At 58.2% G+C, this 16,798-nt stretch carries 16 protein-coding genes; 12 read left to right on the forward strand and 4 right to left on the reverse strand.

From position 1 onward, the window contains the following. Positions 1 to 200: 200 nt before the first annotated feature. On the forward strand, positions 201 to 935 hold the full coding sequence (gene fnrA, locus NLX68_RS14335) for a Crp/Fnr family transcriptional regulator FnrA (protein ID WP_254284523.1): 735 nt from the start codon (positions 201 to 203) through the stop codon (positions 933 to 935). A gap of 53 nt (positions 936 to 988) precedes the next feature. Beyond that, positions 989 to 1,537, forward strand: coding sequence for an adenine phosphoribosyltransferase (locus NLX68_RS14340; RefSeq protein WP_159388298.1), 549 nt, complete (start codon positions 989 to 991; stop codon positions 1,535 to 1,537). Positions 1,538 to 1,615: 78 nt separating this feature from the next. Here NLX68_RS14340 and recR read toward each other — a convergent pair whose 3' ends face one another. Further along, positions 1,616 to 2,218, reverse strand: a complete 603-nt coding sequence (recR, locus tag NLX68_RS14345; protein WP_036994380.1) for a recombination mediator RecR — start codon at positions 2,216 to 2,218, stop codon at positions 1,616 to 1,618. Positions 2,219 to 2,586: 368 nt separating this feature from the next. Between recR and NLX68_RS14350 the strand changes: the two genes are divergently transcribed. The 4 genes from NLX68_RS14350 (at position 2,587) to NLX68_RS14365 (ending at position 7,686) form a co-directional block, all read left to right on the forward strand. Next, positions 2,587 to 3,126, forward strand: coding sequence for a fimbrial protein (locus NLX68_RS14350; RefSeq protein WP_254284524.1), 540 nt, complete (start codon positions 2,587 to 2,589; stop codon positions 3,124 to 3,126). Positions 3,127 to 3,194: 68 nt separating this feature from the next. After that, a complete protein-coding gene (locus NLX68_RS14355; RefSeq protein WP_254284525.1) occupies positions 3,195 to 3,926 on the forward strand; it encodes a molecular chaperone in 732 nt (243 codons plus the stop codon). Positions 3,927 to 4,141: 215 nt separating this feature from the next. Next, a complete protein-coding gene (locus NLX68_RS14360) occupies positions 4,142 to 6,625 on the forward strand; it encodes a fimbria/pilus outer membrane usher protein (protein WP_302056209.1) in 2,484 nt (827 codons plus the stop codon). Between the two features lie 5 nt (positions 6,626 to 6,630). Beyond that, positions 6,631 to 7,686, forward strand: a complete 1,056-nt coding sequence (locus NLX68_RS14365) for a fimbrial protein (RefSeq protein ID WP_254284527.1) — start codon at positions 6,631 to 6,633, stop codon at positions 7,684 to 7,686. Positions 7,687 to 7,742: 56 nt separating this feature from the next. Here the strand turns inward: NLX68_RS14365 and NLX68_RS14370 are convergent, their stop codons facing one another. Both NLX68_RS14370 and dnaX read right to left on the reverse strand, forming a co-directional pair. Beyond that, the gene (locus NLX68_RS14370) at positions 7,743 to 8,069 is read right to left on the reverse strand and encodes a YbaB/EbfC family nucleoid-associated protein (protein WP_010226011.1); all 327 of its coding nucleotides are present in this window, start codon (positions 8,067 to 8,069) and stop codon (positions 7,743 to 7,745) included. A 69-nt stretch (positions 8,070 to 8,138) separates the two neighbouring features. After that, positions 8,139 to 10,154, reverse strand: coding sequence for a DNA polymerase III subunit gamma/tau (gene dnaX / locus NLX68_RS14375; RefSeq protein WP_254284528.1), 2,016 nt, complete (start codon positions 10,152 to 10,154; stop codon positions 8,139 to 8,141). Between the two features lie 113 nt (positions 10,155 to 10,267). On the opposite strand from dnaX, the gene NLX68_RS14380 reads away from it, so the two are divergent. The 3 genes from NLX68_RS14380 (at position 10,268) to NLX68_RS14390 (ending at position 14,518) form a co-directional block, all read left to right on the forward strand. Further along, positions 10,268 to 11,017, forward strand: coding sequence for a transporter substrate-binding domain-containing protein (locus NLX68_RS14380; protein WP_254284529.1), 750 nt, complete (start codon positions 10,268 to 10,270; stop codon positions 11,015 to 11,017). A gap of 361 nt (positions 11,018 to 11,378) precedes the next feature. Further along, positions 11,379 to 12,671: a site-specific integrase gene (locus tag NLX68_RS14385; protein ID WP_254284530.1), complete on the forward strand. Its 1,293-nt coding sequence runs from the start codon at positions 11,379 to 11,381 to the stop codon at positions 12,669 to 12,671. Between the two features lie 368 nt (positions 12,672 to 13,039). Next, positions 13,040 to 14,518 (forward strand): hypothetical protein, encoded by a 1,479-nt coding sequence (locus tag NLX68_RS14390; RefSeq protein ID WP_254284531.1) that lies wholly within the window; start codon positions 13,040 to 13,042, stop codon positions 14,516 to 14,518. 328 nt (positions 14,519 to 14,846) lie between these two features. Here the strand turns inward: NLX68_RS14390 and NLX68_RS14395 are convergent, their stop codons facing one another. Beyond that, positions 14,847 to 15,155: a hypothetical protein gene (locus NLX68_RS14395; protein WP_254284532.1), complete on the reverse strand. Its 309-nt coding sequence runs from the start codon at positions 15,153 to 15,155 to the stop codon at positions 14,847 to 14,849. A 140-nt stretch (positions 15,156 to 15,295) separates the two neighbouring features. On the opposite strand from NLX68_RS14395, the gene NLX68_RS14400 reads away from it, so the two are divergent. From NLX68_RS14400 to NLX68_RS14410, 3 genes are all read left to right on the forward strand, one after another. Further along, complete coding sequence (locus NLX68_RS14400; protein WP_028632437.1) at positions 15,296 to 15,517, forward strand: helix-turn-helix domain-containing protein; 222 nt, start codon at positions 15,296 to 15,298, stop codon at positions 15,515 to 15,517. Between the two features lie 51 nt (positions 15,518 to 15,568). After that, a complete protein-coding gene (locus NLX68_RS14405) occupies positions 15,569 to 15,775 on the forward strand; it encodes a hypothetical protein (protein WP_103462247.1) in 207 nt (68 codons plus the stop codon). A gap of 140 nt (positions 15,776 to 15,915) precedes the next feature. After that, positions 15,916 to 16,545 (forward strand): recombinase family protein, encoded by a 630-nt coding sequence (locus NLX68_RS14410; protein ID WP_254284533.1) that lies wholly within the window; start codon positions 15,916 to 15,918, stop codon positions 16,543 to 16,545. Positions 16,546 to 16,798: the final 253 nt, after the last annotated feature.

Genomic DNA, 16,798 nt, shown 5'->3' on the forward strand with positions numbered 1-16,798 from the left:
TCGCAGCTTTCCCTGGCTTCGCCCAATAAAACCGGGGCCAAGCAGCGCTCAGAGGCTCTACAGCGCACAGGCTGTAAGCCTCACCGCCTATAGATGGCATCCTTGCGCCTGCCGACGACACAATCGTCCAAGCTGGCCGAAACACCCTGCCCTGGGTTACCCTTACGGCTTATGTGTGCTTTCCCACAAGGATTGAAGAAATGTCCGAGCCAGTCAAACTGCGCCCCCACAACCAGGCCCATTGCAAGGATTGCAGCCTGGCGCCTCTGTGCCTGCCCTTGTCGCTGAACATGGAAGACATGGATGCACTGGATGAAATCGTCAAACGCGGGCGTCCGCTGAAAAAAGGCGAGTTTCTGTTCCGCCAGGGCGACAATTTCGGCTCGGTCTACGCGGTGCGCTCCGGCGCCCTGAAAACCTTCAGCCTGAGCGACAGTGGCGAAGAGCAGATCACTGGCTTCCACCTGCCCAGCGAACTGGTCGGCCTGTCCGGCATGGACACCGAAGCCTACCCGGTCTCGGCCCAGGCCCAGGAAACCACGTCGGTCTGCGAAATCCCCTTCGAACGCCTGGATGAGCTGTCGGTGCAACTGCCACAGTTGCGCCGTCAGTTGATGCGGGTGATGAGCCGCGAAATCCGCGACGACCAGCAGATGATGCTGTTGCTGTCGAAAAAGACCGCCGACGAGCGCATCGCCACCTTCCTGGTCAACCTCTCGGCGCGCTTCCGTGCCCGTGGCTACTCGGCCAACCAGTTCCGCCTGAGCATGTCGCGCAACGAGATCGGCAACTACCTGGGCCTGGCGGTCGAAACCGTCTCGCGGGTGTTCACGCGCTTCCAGCAAAACGGCCTGATCCAGGCCGAAGGCAAGGAAATCCATATCCTTGACCCGATCCAGCTGTGCGCCCTGGCCGGTGGCTCGCTGGAAAGCTGACCCTGCGGATAACAGGTATACTGGCGGGCATTGTTTTTCAGGATACCCGCCTCATGCCCAGCGCCGCCTTCGACCTCAAAGCCCTGATCCGTCCGGTACCGGACTTCCCCAAGCCTGGCGTGATCTTTCGCGACATCACCCCGCTGTTCCAGTCGCCACGGGGCCTGCGCCATGTCGCCGATGCCTTTATCGAACGCTACGTCGAAACCGACTTCAGCCATATCGGCGCCATGGATGCGCGGGGTTTTCTGATCGGCTCGATCATCGCCCACCAGCTGAACAAGCCACTGATCCTGTTTCGCAAGCAAGGCAAGCTGCCGGCCGATGTGCTCGCCGAGGGCTATCAGACCGAGTACGGTGAAGCCTTCCTCGAAGTGCACGCCGACAGCCTCTGTGAAGGCGATTCAGTACTGATTTTCGATGACCTGATCGCCACCGGCGGCACCTTGCTGGCCGCTACCAGCCTGGTACGGCGCATGGGGGCGCAGGTGTTCGAGGCAGCAGCGATCATCGACCTGCCGGAGCTGGGCGGCTCCCAGCGCCTGAACGACGTGGGTGTGCCGACCTTCTGCCTGACCGAGTTCTCGCTGAGCGAGTATTGACAGCATCGCGGGGCAAGCCCGCTCCCACAGGCTAAGGTTCTGTGGGAGCGCGCTTGCCCCGCGATTAAAGACCCAGGGTTACAGCGAGATCGGTTTGCGCCCGGCGAACGAATGCGCCAGGGTGCCGCCATCGACCAGCTCCAGCTCACCGCCCAAGGGCACGCCGTGAGCAATGCGTGAAGCGACCAGGCCTTTGTCGGCCAGCAACTGGGCGATGTAATGCGCGGTCGCTTCGCCTTCCACCGTTGGGTTGGTGGCCAGGATCACCTCGGCAAAGGTGCCCTGCTCCTCGATCCGCGCCATCAATTGCGGAATGCCGATGGCTTCCGGGCCCAGGCCATCCAGCGGCGACAGATGCCCCTTGAGCACGAAGTAGCGGCCGCGATAGCCGGTCTGCTCAACGGCATAGACGTCCATCGGCCCTTCCACCACGCACAGCAGCGTGTCGTCCCGGCGCGTGTCGGAACACTGCGGGCACAGCTCCTGCTCGGTCAGGGTCCGGCACTGGCGGCAATGCCCCACCCCTTCCATGGCCTGGTTCAAGGCCTGGGCCAGCCGGGTACCGCCACTGCGATCGCGCTCAAGTAGCTGCAAGGCCATGCGCTGGGCGGTTTTCTGGCCGACGCCAGGCAAGATGCGCAATGCGTCGATCAGCTGTCGGATAAGTGGGCTGAAACTCATGGGAAAAGGCCTTGATGCAAGTGAAGGCGGTTTATACCCGTCCCTTGGGCCAGCGTCAAACCTATGCCGCTGCCACCTTTTCTATATAGCACTACCCACCCTCCTCGAGCGTGGATCCAAACTAATGCTCAAGTTCAAGCCTAAGCGCGTACAGGCTCACACTAACGCGTTCAAGCCTTAGCGCTATTCCTACACTCACTGATAATTCAAGCCACAGATTCTCCCCAAGGTGCTCCTACATTAAAACCGAGCGCCCCACTCCATAATCACCGCGCTTTCAACATCTCCAACTTGATTACCGATTGTTTATGTGAAAGCCACACCAGGAACACTCTAATACCCACTGAACATTGCTATACGGTACCCACATGATCAAATCCACACTTGGCACAGTGCTTTCTCTGTCATTACTTGCTGGCGTTACCACTACTGCCCAGGCCGCCGACGGCCGCATCAACTTCACCGGCAATGTGTTTGCCCAGACCTGCACCATCAACGGCGGCTCCGGCGCCAACAACTTTACCGTCGCCATGCGCCCGGCACGCACCGACGACCTGGGCTCCGCAGGCAACACCTACCTGGGCAGCGCATTCCAGATCAGGCTGACCGGCTGCAACCCACCCAGCGGGCGCATCGACATCGAGTTTCTCACCGGCAGCAGCGTCGACCCTGCCAGCGGCCGGCTGAAGCCCGATGCCGGCGGCGCCAGCAACGTCCATGTGCAGTTGCGCAATGCCAACAACGGCGCAATCCACATCGGACGCCCCCAGGGTGAGCAGAACACCATTCCTCAGCAGTTGGCCAATGGTGCGGCCACGTTCAATTACTCGGCCCATTACTACGCCACCGGCACCGCCAGCGCCGGGCCGATCGCCACCCGGGTGGAATACCTGATCCGCTACATCTGAGCCTTACGGGCAGTCGCCCATGGCGGCTGCCTAGCGCTTTGCGAACCTCCTCACACGACTGATTGCACATGACCTCGATACCCAAAAAACTGTTTCTCCTGGCGGCAACCTGGTTGAGCTGCATCGCTGCCGCCCAGGCCAGTGTCGTCATCTCCAACACCCGCATCATCTTTCCCGCCGAACAGGGTGAAGCCACCATTGGCCTGGAAAACAAGGCAAACAATCCCACCCTGGTGCAGGTCTGGCTCGACGATGGGGACAGCAAGGCATCCCCGGAAACAATCCAGGTGCCGTTCATCGTTACGCCGGCCATGGCCCGCATCGAGGGCGGCAAGGGGCAGACCGTCCGCCTGCTGCATAACGGCACGAAAATGGCGGAGGATCGCGAGACCCTGTACTGGTTCAACCTTCTCGAAGTCCCTCCCAAAGCAGAGGGCGAGAATTATCTTCAATTTGCCTTCCGTTCCCGTATCAAAGTGCTCTATCGCCCGGCCAAATTACCCGGCCATGTTAACGAATCCGCTAACGCCATCAACTGGACGTTAATTAAAGCCCACGACAAATGGACATTGAAAGCTGACAACCCTACTGCTTACTTCGTCAATATCGGCCACATCGAAATTGAATCCAATGGTCACAAACTGATGTTTGGAAGTGGTCACGTCGCCCCCTTTGCCAGTGAAACTTTCAGCGCATCGGAACAATTTAAAACACCGCCAGCCAACCCCGTCAACGTTAACTTCATCAGTATCAATGACCATGGTGCCGGCGAAGACAATACCGCCACCGCGGAATACTAAAAGTCCCTCTGAACTCTTTGCGCCCAGCGACTGAACACCCCGTGGCCACCGCACGGCCACGGTACTGACTGCGGCGCTCTTTTATCACTGTTTCAGTATTACAGACCCTCATGACTCGCACTTGCCCACTTAGTGACACCCCGGGCGGGTTGACCCGTGGGCGAACCACTCTTTTTCTGGGTTCGCTCAGCTTCGTCAGCCTGTCACCTTTAGCCCTGGCCGATACACCGGAACCCTCGGCAGTACAATTCGAATCGGCATTTCTAAGCAACGGCGCAGCCTTGCCAGTCGACCTGTCACGCTTTGAGAAACGCAACATAGTCGCCGCCGGCAACCACAACATCGACGTGTTCATCAACCAGCAATGGCAAGGCCGCCTGGATATTCCCTTCCAAAGCCAGGGCCCCGACCAGGACGCTGTTGCCTGCTTTGACCTGGCCTTGCTGCACAGGTTGGGCATTGCCACCGAACGACTTTCCATCGAGCATACCGAGCAACTGCAGAGCGACCGTTGCCTGCCAATCGAGGTACTACTGGCCGATGCCTTCAGTGAGTTCGACTTCAGCAGCCAGCAACTGTCCCTGAGCATTGCGCAGGTCTGGCTCAAACGCACCAGCCTCGACTATGTCGACCCCAGCCAATGGGACAGCGGGATTACCGCAGGCTTCGCTGGCTATAACCTGAACGTCTATAACCTCAAGCCCCGCAACCAACAGGAGGGGCTGCAAACCCAGGGTTACCTGGGCCTGAACACCGGGATCAACCTCGGCGGCTGGCGCCTGCGCCATGATGGTGCCCTGACCTGGAGCAACCAGGGCCAGCGGCGCTACCAGAGCCAGTCCAGCTATGCGCAACGGGACATCACCCCCTGGTTATCACAGTTGACCTTGGGAGAGACCTACACGCCGGGCGATCTGTTCGACTCCGTCAGTTTCATCGGTGCGCGCCTGGCCAGTGATGACCGCATGCTACCCCACTCGCAGAGCGGTTTTGCCCCGGTGGTCCGGGGTGTGGCCAACAGCAATGCGCGGGTAGTGGTGCGCCAACGCGGCGTCATCTTGCACGAGTCCACCGTCGCCCCGGGCGCGTTCGAGATCGACGACCTGCAAGCCACAGGCTACGGCGGCGATCTCGAGGTAGCGATCACCGAAGCCGATGGCCAGGTGCGCAGCTTCTCGGTCCCCTACACGGCCGTCCCCCTGTCGTTGCGCCCGGGGCAGCAGCGCTACAGCGCAACCTTCGGCACCCTGCAGAATCCGCGCCTGGTGAACGAGCCGGTGTTCGTTGAAGGCAACTGGCAGTATGGCCTGAACAATCTGCTCAGTGCCTACAGCGGCTTGACCTTCGCCTCGGGCTATGGGGCGTTCCTGCTGGGAGGGGCGCTGAACACCGGCCTGGGCGCCTTCGGCCTGGATGTCACCCAGGCACGTACCCATCTGCCGGGCCTGGGCAGCCAGCAAGGCCAAAGCCTGCGCCTGAGCTACGCCAAGACCCTGAACGCCACCGATACGCAAATTGCCCTGGCCACCCACCGCTATTCCACCCAGGGCTACTTCAATCTCGAAGACGCCTTCCTCAACCGCCAATACCTGCGCGGCACCAGCCACAGCCTGGATTTTCTCCACCAGCGCAGCCGCAGCGCACTCACCCTCGGCCAACCTTTGGCCGAACCCTACGGCCAACTGCACCTGACGGCCTCGGCAACCCGTTACTGGAACTACCCGGGCACCGACCTCAACTATTCGCTGGGCTACAGCAACCATTTCAAACGCCTGACCTACGGTTTGTCAGCCGCGAGGGAGCGCAGCGCTTCCGGGCGGCGTGACAATGTCCTCAATCTGACGCTCTCCCTGCCCCTCGGCGCTGATCGGTCGAAGACCCTGAACACCAACGCCTCGCGCAGTCAACAAGGTGACAGCCAGGTACAGACGACCTTGACCGGCATTGCCGACACCGACAATCGACTGAGCTATGGCCTGACTGCCAGCCACGACCGCAATCATGGCAAAGGCAACGGCAACCTCAGTGGCAACCTGCTTTATCGCAGTCCGATCGCCGAACTCAGCGGTTCGCTCAGTCATGGCAGCAACGTCTCACAAAGCTCACTTGGCGCCCGTGGGGCCGTCGTTGCTCATGCCGGCGGCGTAACGTTGTCACAGCCTCTCACCGACACCTTCGGCCTGGTCAAGGCTGAACACGCAGCCGGAGCGCACCTCAGTTCATACACCGCAGTCACCCTTGATCGGGCAGGCTACGCGGTAATACCCAGCCTGACGCCCTACCGAAGCAACCGTATAGAACTAGACCCGAAGGGTCTGTCTACCGACGTCGAGCTCAAAGGTACGGTGCAGCAGACAGTGCCGCGAGCCGGGGCTATCCCACTGCTGGAGTTTCAGACGGCGTATGGGCGATCAGCCGTTGTTCAATTACAGAAAGTCGATGGTCAGGCCGTGCCCTTTGGGAGCTCGGTGCTGGATGAGGAAGGCGTTGAACTGGGCGTCGTTGGCCAAGGCAGCCAAGCGTTTGTCCGTGGATTGCAGGAGCAGGGGCGCCTGACCATCACCTGGGGGACGCAGCCGACAGAGTCCTGCCAGGCTGCTTACGAGTTGCAGAAACAGGATAAGACAAAGGTGCAACCGAAAACGCTTGTTGTTAGTTGCACCCCTCCTCACCAGCCATTCCAAGCACCGGAGGTATGACAATCATGGCATCGAAGAAAGCCTCATGGAGCGCAGGCTTATGCGCAGGACTTCTACCAGTACTCGCGCTGGCAGCCGGAAACAACCATCTCCCCCCCTCACTCATGTCGGCGATAACACCGGTAACCGCCGGCGGGTCGACCACCAACACCTGTCAGTTCATAAACGGTTCCGGCACCTCCAGACCGACAATTCAACTCCCACAGTCAATCGTGATTTCACCCGCTGACCCGGTTGGCAAAAAATACTACATCGGTAATGCCTCGACCTCCACCATTCAGCTACGCTGCTCCGGCTATCCGCACCGCTCGTGGGGCTATAGCACGGCAATGCAGCAGCAATCAGGAACGCTCTATCGCACTTCTGTCAGTGGCATTGGTATCCGAATCAAGTTCACCGAACGCACGCCGAGCCAGTCCCTGACTGACTATTATCGTTGGCCTCGGCCAGCTGGCCCAGGTCTTGGCGGAACGTTCAACAGCACCACCAGTTTCACCCTGGAGCTTGAAAAATATGCGGCTGTTTCGCCGGGCACGATCAATCTCTCGTCCCCCGTGGTCGACCTTTACATTGGCGGGCTCACAACCTTCGGCCTCTACCCCTCCAACTCTGTCAGGGTTATTGCCGCCAACCCCACCTGCGCCGTCAACTCAGGTTCACAGAACATTGCGGTCTCCCTCGGCAGCCACCCTCAGTACTTTTTCAACCAGGTCAACAAAACCACCACGCCCGTGCCCTTCAACATCAACCTCAACTGTTCAGGCGGAGGGTCCGGCGGGCGGCTCTCGATCAACTACACCCTCAGAGACACCCATGCGCCGAACAACACCTCGAGCACCTTGAGCCTAGCGCCGGGCTCCCAGGCAAGTGGCATCGGCATCCAGGTGCTGAAGGCCGACAACAACGTGATTGCCTTGGGCCAGCAGCAACACGCCGGGACAGTCGGTACTGGCACTTCCAGCTTCACCATCCCCTTGCGCGCGCGGTTTATCCAGACCAGCTCGCAGGTACGACCCGGCAATGCCCAGGGTCAGGCCAACTTCACCATGACCTACAACTGAAATCGCAGGTAAAAAAATGCCAGGCACAGGCCTGGCATTTTCAGTTAAGCGGCGCTTCAGAACGGCATCTTGAAGCCCGGCGGCAACTGCATGCCGGCGGTCATACCGCCCATTTTTTCCTGGCTGTTGGCTTCGACCTTGCGCACGGCGTCGTTGACGGCGGCGGCGATCAGGTCTTCGAGCACTTCCTTGTCTTCCTGCATCAGGCTGTCGTCCAGGCTGATGCGCTTGACGTCGTGACGACCGGTCATCACCACGCTGACCAGGCCGGCACCGGATTGGCCGGTCACTTCGGCGTTGGCCAGCTCTTCCTGCATCTTGGCCATTTTTTCCTGCATCTGCTGAGCCTGCTTCATCAGGCCGGCCATGCCACCTTTCATCATGGGGATCACCTCAAGTATTAGGTTACGGGGTGCGGCGCGGGTCAGGCCCGGGCCGCTGGTGTTATTGCGTTACTCGCCCTGGGCAACCGGGGCGTCGACAGGTTCAATAGTATCGTGCCTGACCATGGCGCCGAACTGCTGGATCATCTGCTGGATCAGCGGATCATCCTCGATCGAGGCCTCTGCCTGGCCCTGGCGTTCGGCGCGCTTGCGGGCTGCGGCCTGGGCCGGGGTTTCCTGCTCAGGGCGAATCAGCTCGATGGTCAGTTTGAGCGGACGGCCCAGGTGCTGGTTCAACGCATCGTTCAGGCGTCGCTGTTGCGTGCTGTTGAACAGGGCACTGTGGGCCGGGTCCAGGTGCAGCAGCCAATCGTCGCCTTCGGCACTGATCAGCGTACAGTTGGCGGCGATATTGCCGGTCATCCCGGAAATCGGCAACTGCGGGAACAATTCCAGCCATTTCAGCGCCAGGCCCGTGGCCGGCTGCGCGGCGGGCAACGGCTCGGCCGGTGGCGCGTCGACTTCGTGGGCATGCTCGATAGCCAGTTCGTCCAGGTAACTGTAGCTGGCCGGGTCCATTTCCGGCTCGTAATAGTCTTCATCCAGCGGCGGCTCGTCGTCGCGGTCCATGCCGGCCGGGCTGTAGCCGATGCCATCGTCGGGCGGCGGCACGTCCTGCGCCGCGACCTGCAGAACCGGCACAGGCGCGGGCGGCGGCTCTACGGCAACCGGCGCGGGCTCGACCTCCGGCTCAGAGGCGACGGGATCGTTCCAGGGCAGGTCGACAACCGGCTCAGGCAGCTGGGCCTCGACCGGCTCGGGTACAGGCTCTGGCTCTGGCTCTGGTTCTGGCTCCGCAACAGGCTCAGGCTCAGCAACCACTGGCGCAGCCGCCACGGCCGGCGCAACCTGGGGGGCTGCTGCCACTGCGCTTGCAGAATCAGCTGTGGCCTGGCTGATCCCCACCGGCTTTAGCACCGGCTTCGGCGCATCGTCGGTATCGGCGGGACGGAACGCCAGCATGCGCAGCAGGACCATCTCGAAGCCACCACGCGGATCCGGCGCCAATGGCAGATCGCGTCGACCGATCAGCCCCATCTGGTAATAGAACTGCACGTCTTCGGCCGGCAATGCCCGAGCCAGGGCCAGGACCCGGTCGCGATCGCCCTGGCCATTATCGACCGCCTCCGGCAACGCCTGGGCAATGGCCACGCGGTGCAGCACGTTGAGCATCTCGGCCAGCACGCCATTCCAGTCCGGCCCCTGTTCCGCCAGGTGCCGAACGGCTTCGAGCAAGGCTCGCGCGTCGCCTTCCAGCAAGGCCTGAAGCACGCCGTACACCTGACCGTGGTCGAGAGTGCCGAGCATTGCCCGCACATCGGCTGCCAGGACCTTGCCTTCGCCAAAGGCGATGGCCTGGTCGGTCAGGCTCATGGCGTCGCGCATCGAGCCGTCGGCCGCGCGGCCGAGCAGCCACAGGGCATCGTCTTCAAAGGGTACGTTTTCGGCGCCGAGCACATGGCTCAAGTGCTCGACCACCCGCTCGGGGGTCATGTTCTTCAGCGAGAACTGCAGGCAGCGCGACAGGATGGTCGCCGGCAGCTTCTGCGGGTCGGTGGTGGCAAGGATGAACTTGACGTAGGGCGGCGGCTCTTCCAGCGTTTTCAGCAAGGCATTGAACGAGTGGCTGGAGAGCATGTGCACTTCGTCGATCAGGTAGACCTTGAAGCGTCCGCGGCTTGGCGCGTACTGCACATTGTCGAGCAGTTCGCGGGTGTCTTCGACCTTGGTGCGGCTGGCAGCGTCGATCTCGATCAGGTCGACAAAGCGCCCTTCGTCGATCTCCCGGCACACCGAACAGGTACCACAGGGCGTGGAGGTAATACCGGTTTCGCAGTTAAGGCACTTGGCGATGATCCGCGCGATGGTGGTCTTGCCCACGCCGCGGGTGCCGGTGAACAGGTAGGCATGGTGCAGGCGCTGGTTGTCCAGCGCATTGATCAAGGCCTTGAGCACATGGGTCTGGCCGACCATTTCGCGGAACGAGCGCGGACGCCATTTACGTGCAAGAACCTGATAACTCATCGAAAACCGTCGCGACTGCAAGCTGAAGACCGCTAATCGTAGCGGAGCGGGGGCAAAATTGCACCCCGCCGATCTCGGCTAAGCTGTCAGACGGGCATCAGGGAGGATGCGGTGTGTGGAGAATACTGAGTGCGTTGCTGCTGGCAAGCACCGCCAGCCAGGCGGCCGAACCCGTGCTGCGCTTTTCGGTGGCCGAAAGCTGGGCCATGCCACTGATACGCGTTGAACAGCAACAACCGGTCGAAGGTATTCTGCACGACCTGATGCTGGCCGTGGCCCGAGACGTTGGGCATCGCGCGCAGTTTCATGTATTGCCGCGCCTGCGCCTGCAGCAAGCCATGGAGAGCGGCGATATCGATGTACGCTGTTACGTTGCCCAGTCCTGGCTGAGCACCCCCGGGGACACCTACCTCTGGAGCTTGCCGCTGCTCCAGCAACGCGATTTGCTGGTCGGCCAGCCCGGCGAGATGCAGCCGCTGCTACCCAAGCAACTGGCACCGCAAGCCATTGGCACCGTGCTCGGCTACACCTACTCAACCATCGAGCCACTGTTTGCCAGCGGCCAGTTGCACCGTGAAGACAGCCGCAATCAATTGCTGGTACTGAACAAGCTGAACGCCAACCGCTATCGCTATGCAATCAGCAACCAGCTATCGCTGGACTGGTACAACCGCGAGCTGCCTGCCGGGCAACGGCTGCGGTCTCTGGCAGTGGTCGAGGAACAGAGCCTGGGGTGCGTTGTGCGCAACGCCCCGGACCTACCGGTGCAGGGTATTTTGCGCGCGTTGCTGCGCCTGCAGGAGTCCGGGGAACTCCAGCACATCATCGAGCGTTACACTCGGCCAACCGTTGCAACGCCATAGCCGCAAAAAACCGGACACGCGCCATCATTCGCCGGCCAACGGCAACAAAGAGCATTCAAGGAGACGAGGGATGAGACAAGAGGTGATGCATGACGCACAAGGCGAGATAGGTGGCGACCCCACCAGCCACACCCCGGCACACAATGTTCCCGCTGTGGCTGCTTCCTTCCGGATCTGACCAGATGGCATGCAAGCATGCTCGGTAATCAATGCGGGGCTTATGGATCAAGGGTTTCAGGCAGATGAGGTGATTCGTCACTTACCCGTGCAGCCACCCAGCACGGTCGCTCAAAGCTTGGGGTGTGACCAGTATTGTTCCACTCAATCGGTCCACTTTACTGGTCCACTCTGGTGTTCACTCATGGCCTACATTGTCCGCCGTCAGTCCATCTACTACCTCAACCTTCGACTACCAAAGCACCTATTTCCCAGCCGTCATACCCTTCGCATATCCCTGCGAGTGCGAGAGCGGCAGGCAGCCTTGTACCTTGCCAGCTCCTTAGCTCAGCAAGTGCTTTGCCACCTAACTGAACATCCTCTGACAGCCCTTGAGACGCTTCGTGCACTGTGTACGCAGTGGCGAGACTCTACCCCTAAGCCATTCACGATGGCTGCACCACGAAGAGCTACAGCGGCCACAGCGAAGCCACAAAGCGACGGCCCTACCCTCGCGACCCTGTCCAAACTCTATATAGAAGAAGGCAAACGCGGCGGCACATGGCGACAGGGCAGCACCGAGGAAGTCGAGCGAGCTTTAGCTGACCTTTTCGAGCTGCTAGGTGATATGCCCGCCAAAGCCTTCGATGCACAACAAGCACGCCTGCTAAAGGAACGGCTCAGCCTATGCCCGCAATACTTCGGCTTACGACCTGAGTTCAAGGGCAAGACGCTAAAGCAGGTGATTGAGTCAGGTAGCACCTACAAGACCATTACTGCTGTCACAGTGAACAATCGGCTACGCAAGCTCACCGCGTTTCTGAACTGGTGCAAAGCGAACGGGTACGTGGCAGACAACCCACTGACGGGTATGAAAGTCATGACGGGATCAGCAAAGGAAGCTCGGTTGTCCTTCGAGCGACACGACCTAGCTGCACTACTGAACCTTGAGGGACTCCGACAAGAGTCACGGAAGCATCCATGGCGCTACTGGCTGCCATTCCTCGGACGGTTCACTGGTGCACGACTTGAAGAGCTTTGCCAGCTGCGTGTGGACGATGTCATTGAGCAACAGGGCATCCCGTGCATTCGCATTGACGACAGCCATGAAGGCCAGAGTCTTAAGAATGTCAGCAGCCGTCGTGTTCTCCCCTTGCATCCTGCACTGATTGAGCACGGTTTGTTGCAGTACGCCGAGTCAGTCAAGACCAGTGGGGCTGATCGTCTATTCCCCGAGCTTGAAGCAGTACGCGGTAAACGAGGTCACGCGGCATCTAAATGGTTTGGACGCTACAAGACGAAACTCGGCATCACCGACCCGCGTAAAACCTTCCACAGCTTCCGCCACACCTTCATCGATGACCTGCGTGATGCTGGCGTGCAAGACTCACTGATCAAGCGGATGGTGGGTCATGAAGACAGCTCCGTAACCTTCGGCGTCTACGGCAGCAGGACGCCAATCAAGGCGATGGTCGAGGCGATGAAGCACATCAAATAACCTCGAATAACCCACCAATAACCTCGGCTAAACCTTGCCTTAAGTGCGACGATATCCAGCCGCCTATCACGCCAAACCCAATGTTTACAGGGCGAGGGGATGGTCTGGACTAAGCGAAGCGCGTTCCTCACCACGAATACCGGTTTTTGGTGAAATCTAGCTTGTCAAGCCACACCTTTACCGATCGTCGGAAGGCGTGTATAATCCGCCACCTACCCAGTAGGTAGACATACATTTGGAAGCCTCCACGCGACCACCATGAAAACTGGTGCCTTGCAAGGAGGCTTCTTATTGTCTGCGATTTACCAAACCAAACCGGCACAACCCGAGAGGAATGCCTATGCAAATGAACTAAAGGAGGATTGAGTATGCCCCGTGTCGCCCTGAATAAAGTGATTCACACCGCAGTATCCGCCCCCGGAGCGGGCAAAACCCAGTCGCTCATTAGCCAGATTCCATCTTTGCTTTCTGCTGGACGCTCCATCGTTCTCGCACTGCCCACTATCAAGCTCACCGATAGCTTTACAAGCCGTATCCCTGCTGGTGTGCCTTACCGTGTCGTCAACTCCACCACCTGTGACCATGTTGGCACCGCACTGCAATCCACCCTTAAACAGAAAGCGGTACATCTGTTGATTACTACACATCAAAGTGTCTTTGCAGTAGAGCCCAGCTTGCTTTCTGACTGGCTGCTGATTGTCGATGAATTGTCCGTCGTAGTAGATTTTCCAGCGTTCCCTTTCGAGCCATCAGAGCTCGCTCAGTTGCTCATCAATGCAGAGGAGCGTGATGGGCGGTTGTACATCCGTGATGGCCATACCGAGGCAATTGAAACATCACTGGAGACCTTCAAGGCCGTATCGGCAGGGGCTACCCGCACTTCAATGCTGAGCAAGGAAGGGGCTCACATCTATGAATGCCTGAAGGATGGGCATCCAGTTTTCATTGATTCGGAGATGGTCAAGGGAAACAGGTATGTTCGATCTGTAGTCGAATCCAGCTGTTGGAGCACCTTTGCAGCGGCTGAAGAGGTGCACATTCTTGCTGCCAACGTAGACGGTAGTCTTTTCGATGCTTTCGCTCAGGTGCATGAGTTCACATTTGCCAGATCGATTTTTACACCAGAATTTGAAGGCTACACCTCAGAAATTACGATCTACCCAGTGATGCCAATGGGTCGTATCTACAGCAAGACGGCGGTGACCCTTGCTCAAGCCTCCACGGACCAACAGATGCACGGTGAGCATCTGGTGATTGATGTGATTCTCAAGACCGCCCTCCAGCAGACCACGGGAACGCCGCTGCTGTTCAATAATAAATGGGCAAGCTTCAGGTGGCTGCCAAAAGAGGCAGTGCATCGCTGCTCAATCGACAGTCGAGGGTTGAACGAGTACCAAGGTGAAACTGACGCCATCCTGCTCTTCGGTGGAAATCCATCACCGTCAGACGAGCAAGGACTGGAGTTTTTGGCAGAAAAGTACGGCCGTGATTTTCGCCAAGGGTTCATCGTCAGCAGACTGTTGGAGCCCAGTCTTCAGGCAGCGACTCGGACAGCAGTGCGAGACAGGTGCAACACAAAGCCGATACAACTGATTGTGCAGGATGGACGAGTGGCTGATTACCTTGTTTCCACCCACATGCCACATGCTGTGGTTGACTGGAGCCTGTCTGATTTGATTCCTATCCCTCAGGATCGCCGGACTATTCAAGACCCTCGCAAGAGTAAAGCGTTTGAGCTGTTCGCTGGAGGCATCACGAAGAATGCTGAGGTTTCTGCCAGAACTGGTGCACACCGCAATAGCATTGGAAAATGGAAAAAGGAATGGCAGATGTCATTGGTAGCTTGACAGCGAAGCCCATGCACACCGCAACCCTGTAGTCCAAAAATACTGCACATGGACCCTAAGGAATCCTCTTAGGAAAGGTGTGCACGTTCGGTATGGTATCTGTGAAATGTTGGATATCGTGCACAGGAACAGCGTTAGCTGTAGATAGTACGGATTAGTAGGTTGGGGGTGTTTGTTGTTTCACCCCCTCTACACTGTTAGGTGTCCACGATCCTGACCTACGGTCATATACAGTGCAACCAGCTGAAAGCTTGCCGCTTTCTGTGTGAACGCCCAGCGGAGCCAATCTAGGAATTTGCTTTGACGCTCCGCTGAAGGTGCGCAGCCTCTACCGAAGGTAGAAGTACAGAAACACTACCACCAGCACAGCGAAGATCACCCTTCCTTGAAGCACATCAGCATTCAGCTTGTCTGTCTTCATCTGCTGGTGCGTGGCAGCATCGCTCAAGCCCTGAGACTTGTAGTGCATGATCTGGTCGATTTCCCTATCGATCTTCTTGTTCTGACCATCGTTGCTTCGCATTGTGATGCCCCACACGATCAACCAAAGCCCTCCTGTCAGAACGGTCAGGATCAGGTGCAGGATGTGGTTTGTCTTCTTTTTACGACTGGTCAGCACGAACAGTTTTTCGTTCATTTCGTTGGTCTCTCAGGGCTAGGCGTTCGCTTCCCCAGCGTATGGGGGCCTGAGACAATTGTATCATTTAGTGTGTCATCATTTGGAGTGTAATCACTCAGTGTGTTCACGATCAGGGTGCATCCAACCATCATGCTGGGATGCAGACAAACCAACACCTACGAAAGGCCTTTGGCCAACGAATCCGAAACCTACGCAGCAGCCAAGGCTTCAGCCAAGAAGCATTCGCTGACAAATGCGGCTTTGTTCGCACCTACATGTCTCGCATTGAGACGGGTACGGCCAACCCAAGCCTTGAAGCGGCCAAGGTGCTTGCTGACGGGCTGAGCATGTCCCTATCAGAGCTGCTTGAAGGTCTGTAGCCACATAGATCGACGCTACACTCAGGCTCGCCCCCTCACAGGACTACATACATGGATGACCGTACTCCAATCACAGCTGACACGCTTGAATTGCTGCACCTCAATCAAATCGCCATACGTGCAGCTTTGGAAGAGGTGAGCCTGTGGATCAGTCAACGCGGGTCAACCAACGTGCATGACAATGTATTGAGTGCACTGGCCACTCTCGATGCGAATGCCGAAGGCATCACCAAGGGAATCGATTCGCTTCGATCCTGACCTACCCTCACTATCAAAGAGGTAGACCTATTTGGGAGTGCGGGAGCAGCCAGTCAAACGCTATCAATAAGCTATTGTGGAAAGCTATATGATTACTTTATCATTTGACTATCGATACGAATGACAAAGGATAGCAAGCCATGAACGCCCACCTCTACCTCCGTGCATCAACGAAAGACCAAGATGCCAGCCGTGCAAAAGTCGCGTTGGAGCTGTTTGCTGGTGAGAAGGGTTTGAACATAGTGAGGGTGTACGCAGAGAACATCAGTGGGACAAAGCTCTACCGGCCTGAGCTGCTCTCCCTGCTCAACAATGCTCAGAGTGGTGACGTGCTACTAGTCGAGTCTGTAGACCGCCTCAGTCGCCTCTCGCAAGCTGATTGGGATACGCTCAAGGCCACCATCAAGGCCAAGGGATTGCGTCTGGTTGTAGCTGATTTGCCCACTAGTCACATGCTTGTTGAGGCGAAAGGGATCACAGGCCAGATTATGGATGTAATCAACAACATGCTGATCGATCTCATGGCCACCATGGCGCGACTGGATCAAGAGAAACGCGTGGAGCGTATCAAGCAGGGCTTGGAGAACAAAAAGGCTGCGTCCCCTGAATGGAAGCCGTCAGGCAAAGCCAAGAATGTCGCGTTGTGGGAGAGGGTGGCGAACATTATGGCCAAGCACCCCAGCATGGCCGCTGACGATATAGCAACGCTAGCAAAATGCGGAGTGGCCACGGTCTATAGGATCAAGAGGGAAATGAAAGCAGCCGTCTAAAACAGCCCCCACACAGTCCGTACAACGCTCATAAAGCATTGTTAGTGAATAGCAATACACACCCACACAAACCACTCAAGCACCTCGTTATAGCTCTCCCCGGAGCTATCGTGAGGCGTTTTTGTTGGTGGCTAAGTCGCCTGTCTACCCAAACTTATTTTCAGAAAGCAACGGGCATTTTCTGCCTCTCTCGTGATCTGCTAAGAAGCACAAGTGGCGATCCAAGCTCTATATTCCACAAGACACTACAAGT

Origin of the sequence: Pseudomonas sp. SBB6 (assembly GCF_024213215.1) — a bacterium.
Taxonomy (GTDB): Bacteria; Pseudomonadota; Gammaproteobacteria; order Pseudomonadales; family Pseudomonadaceae; genus Aquipseudomonas; species Aquipseudomonas donghuensis.

What these genes read in the sequence shown, in the direction of transcription:
- fnrA (WP_254284523.1), top strand. Translation starts at nt 201, where the DNA reads ATGTCCGAGCCAGTCAAACTGCGCCCCCACAACCAGGCCCATTGCAAG.
- NLX68_RS14340 (WP_159388298.1), top strand. Translation starts at nt 989, where the DNA reads ATGCCCAGCGCCGCCTTCGACCTCAAAGCCCTGATCCGTCCGGTACCG.
- recR (WP_036994380.1), bottom strand. Translation starts at nt 2,218, where the DNA reads ATGAGTTTCAGCCCACTTATCCGACAGCTGATCGACGCATTGCGCATC.
- NLX68_RS14350 (WP_254284524.1), top strand. Translation starts at nt 2,587, where the DNA reads ATGATCAAATCCACACTTGGCACAGTGCTTTCTCTGTCATTACTTGCT.
- NLX68_RS14355 (WP_254284525.1), top strand. Translation starts at nt 3,195, where the DNA reads ATGACCTCGATACCCAAAAAACTGTTTCTCCTGGCGGCAACCTGGTTG.
- NLX68_RS14365 (WP_254284527.1), top strand. Translation starts at nt 6,631, where the DNA reads ATGGCATCGAAGAAAGCCTCATGGAGCGCAGGCTTATGCGCAGGACTT.
- NLX68_RS14370 (WP_010226011.1), bottom strand. Translation starts at nt 8,069, where the DNA reads ATGATGAAAGGTGGCATGGCCGGCCTGATGAAGCAGGCTCAGCAGATG.
- dnaX (WP_254284528.1), bottom strand. Translation starts at nt 10,154, where the DNA reads ATGAGTTATCAGGTTCTTGCACGTAAATGGCGTCCGCGCTCGTTCCGC.
- NLX68_RS14385 (WP_254284530.1), top strand. Translation starts at nt 11,379, where the DNA reads ATGGCCTACATTGTCCGCCGTCAGTCCATCTACTACCTCAACCTTCGA.
- NLX68_RS14390 (WP_254284531.1), top strand. Translation starts at nt 13,040, where the DNA reads ATGCCCCGTGTCGCCCTGAATAAAGTGATTCACACCGCAGTATCCGCC.
- NLX68_RS14395 (WP_254284532.1), bottom strand. Translation starts at nt 15,155, where the DNA reads ATGAACGAAAAACTGTTCGTGCTGACCAGTCGTAAAAAGAAGACAAAC.
- NLX68_RS14400 (WP_028632437.1), top strand. Translation starts at nt 15,296, where the DNA reads ATGCAGACAAACCAACACCTACGAAAGGCCTTTGGCCAACGAATCCGA.
- NLX68_RS14405 (WP_103462247.1), top strand. Translation starts at nt 15,569, where the DNA reads ATGGATGACCGTACTCCAATCACAGCTGACACGCTTGAATTGCTGCAC.
- NLX68_RS14410 (WP_254284533.1), top strand. Translation starts at nt 15,916, where the DNA reads ATGAACGCCCACCTCTACCTCCGTGCATCAACGAAAGACCAAGATGCC.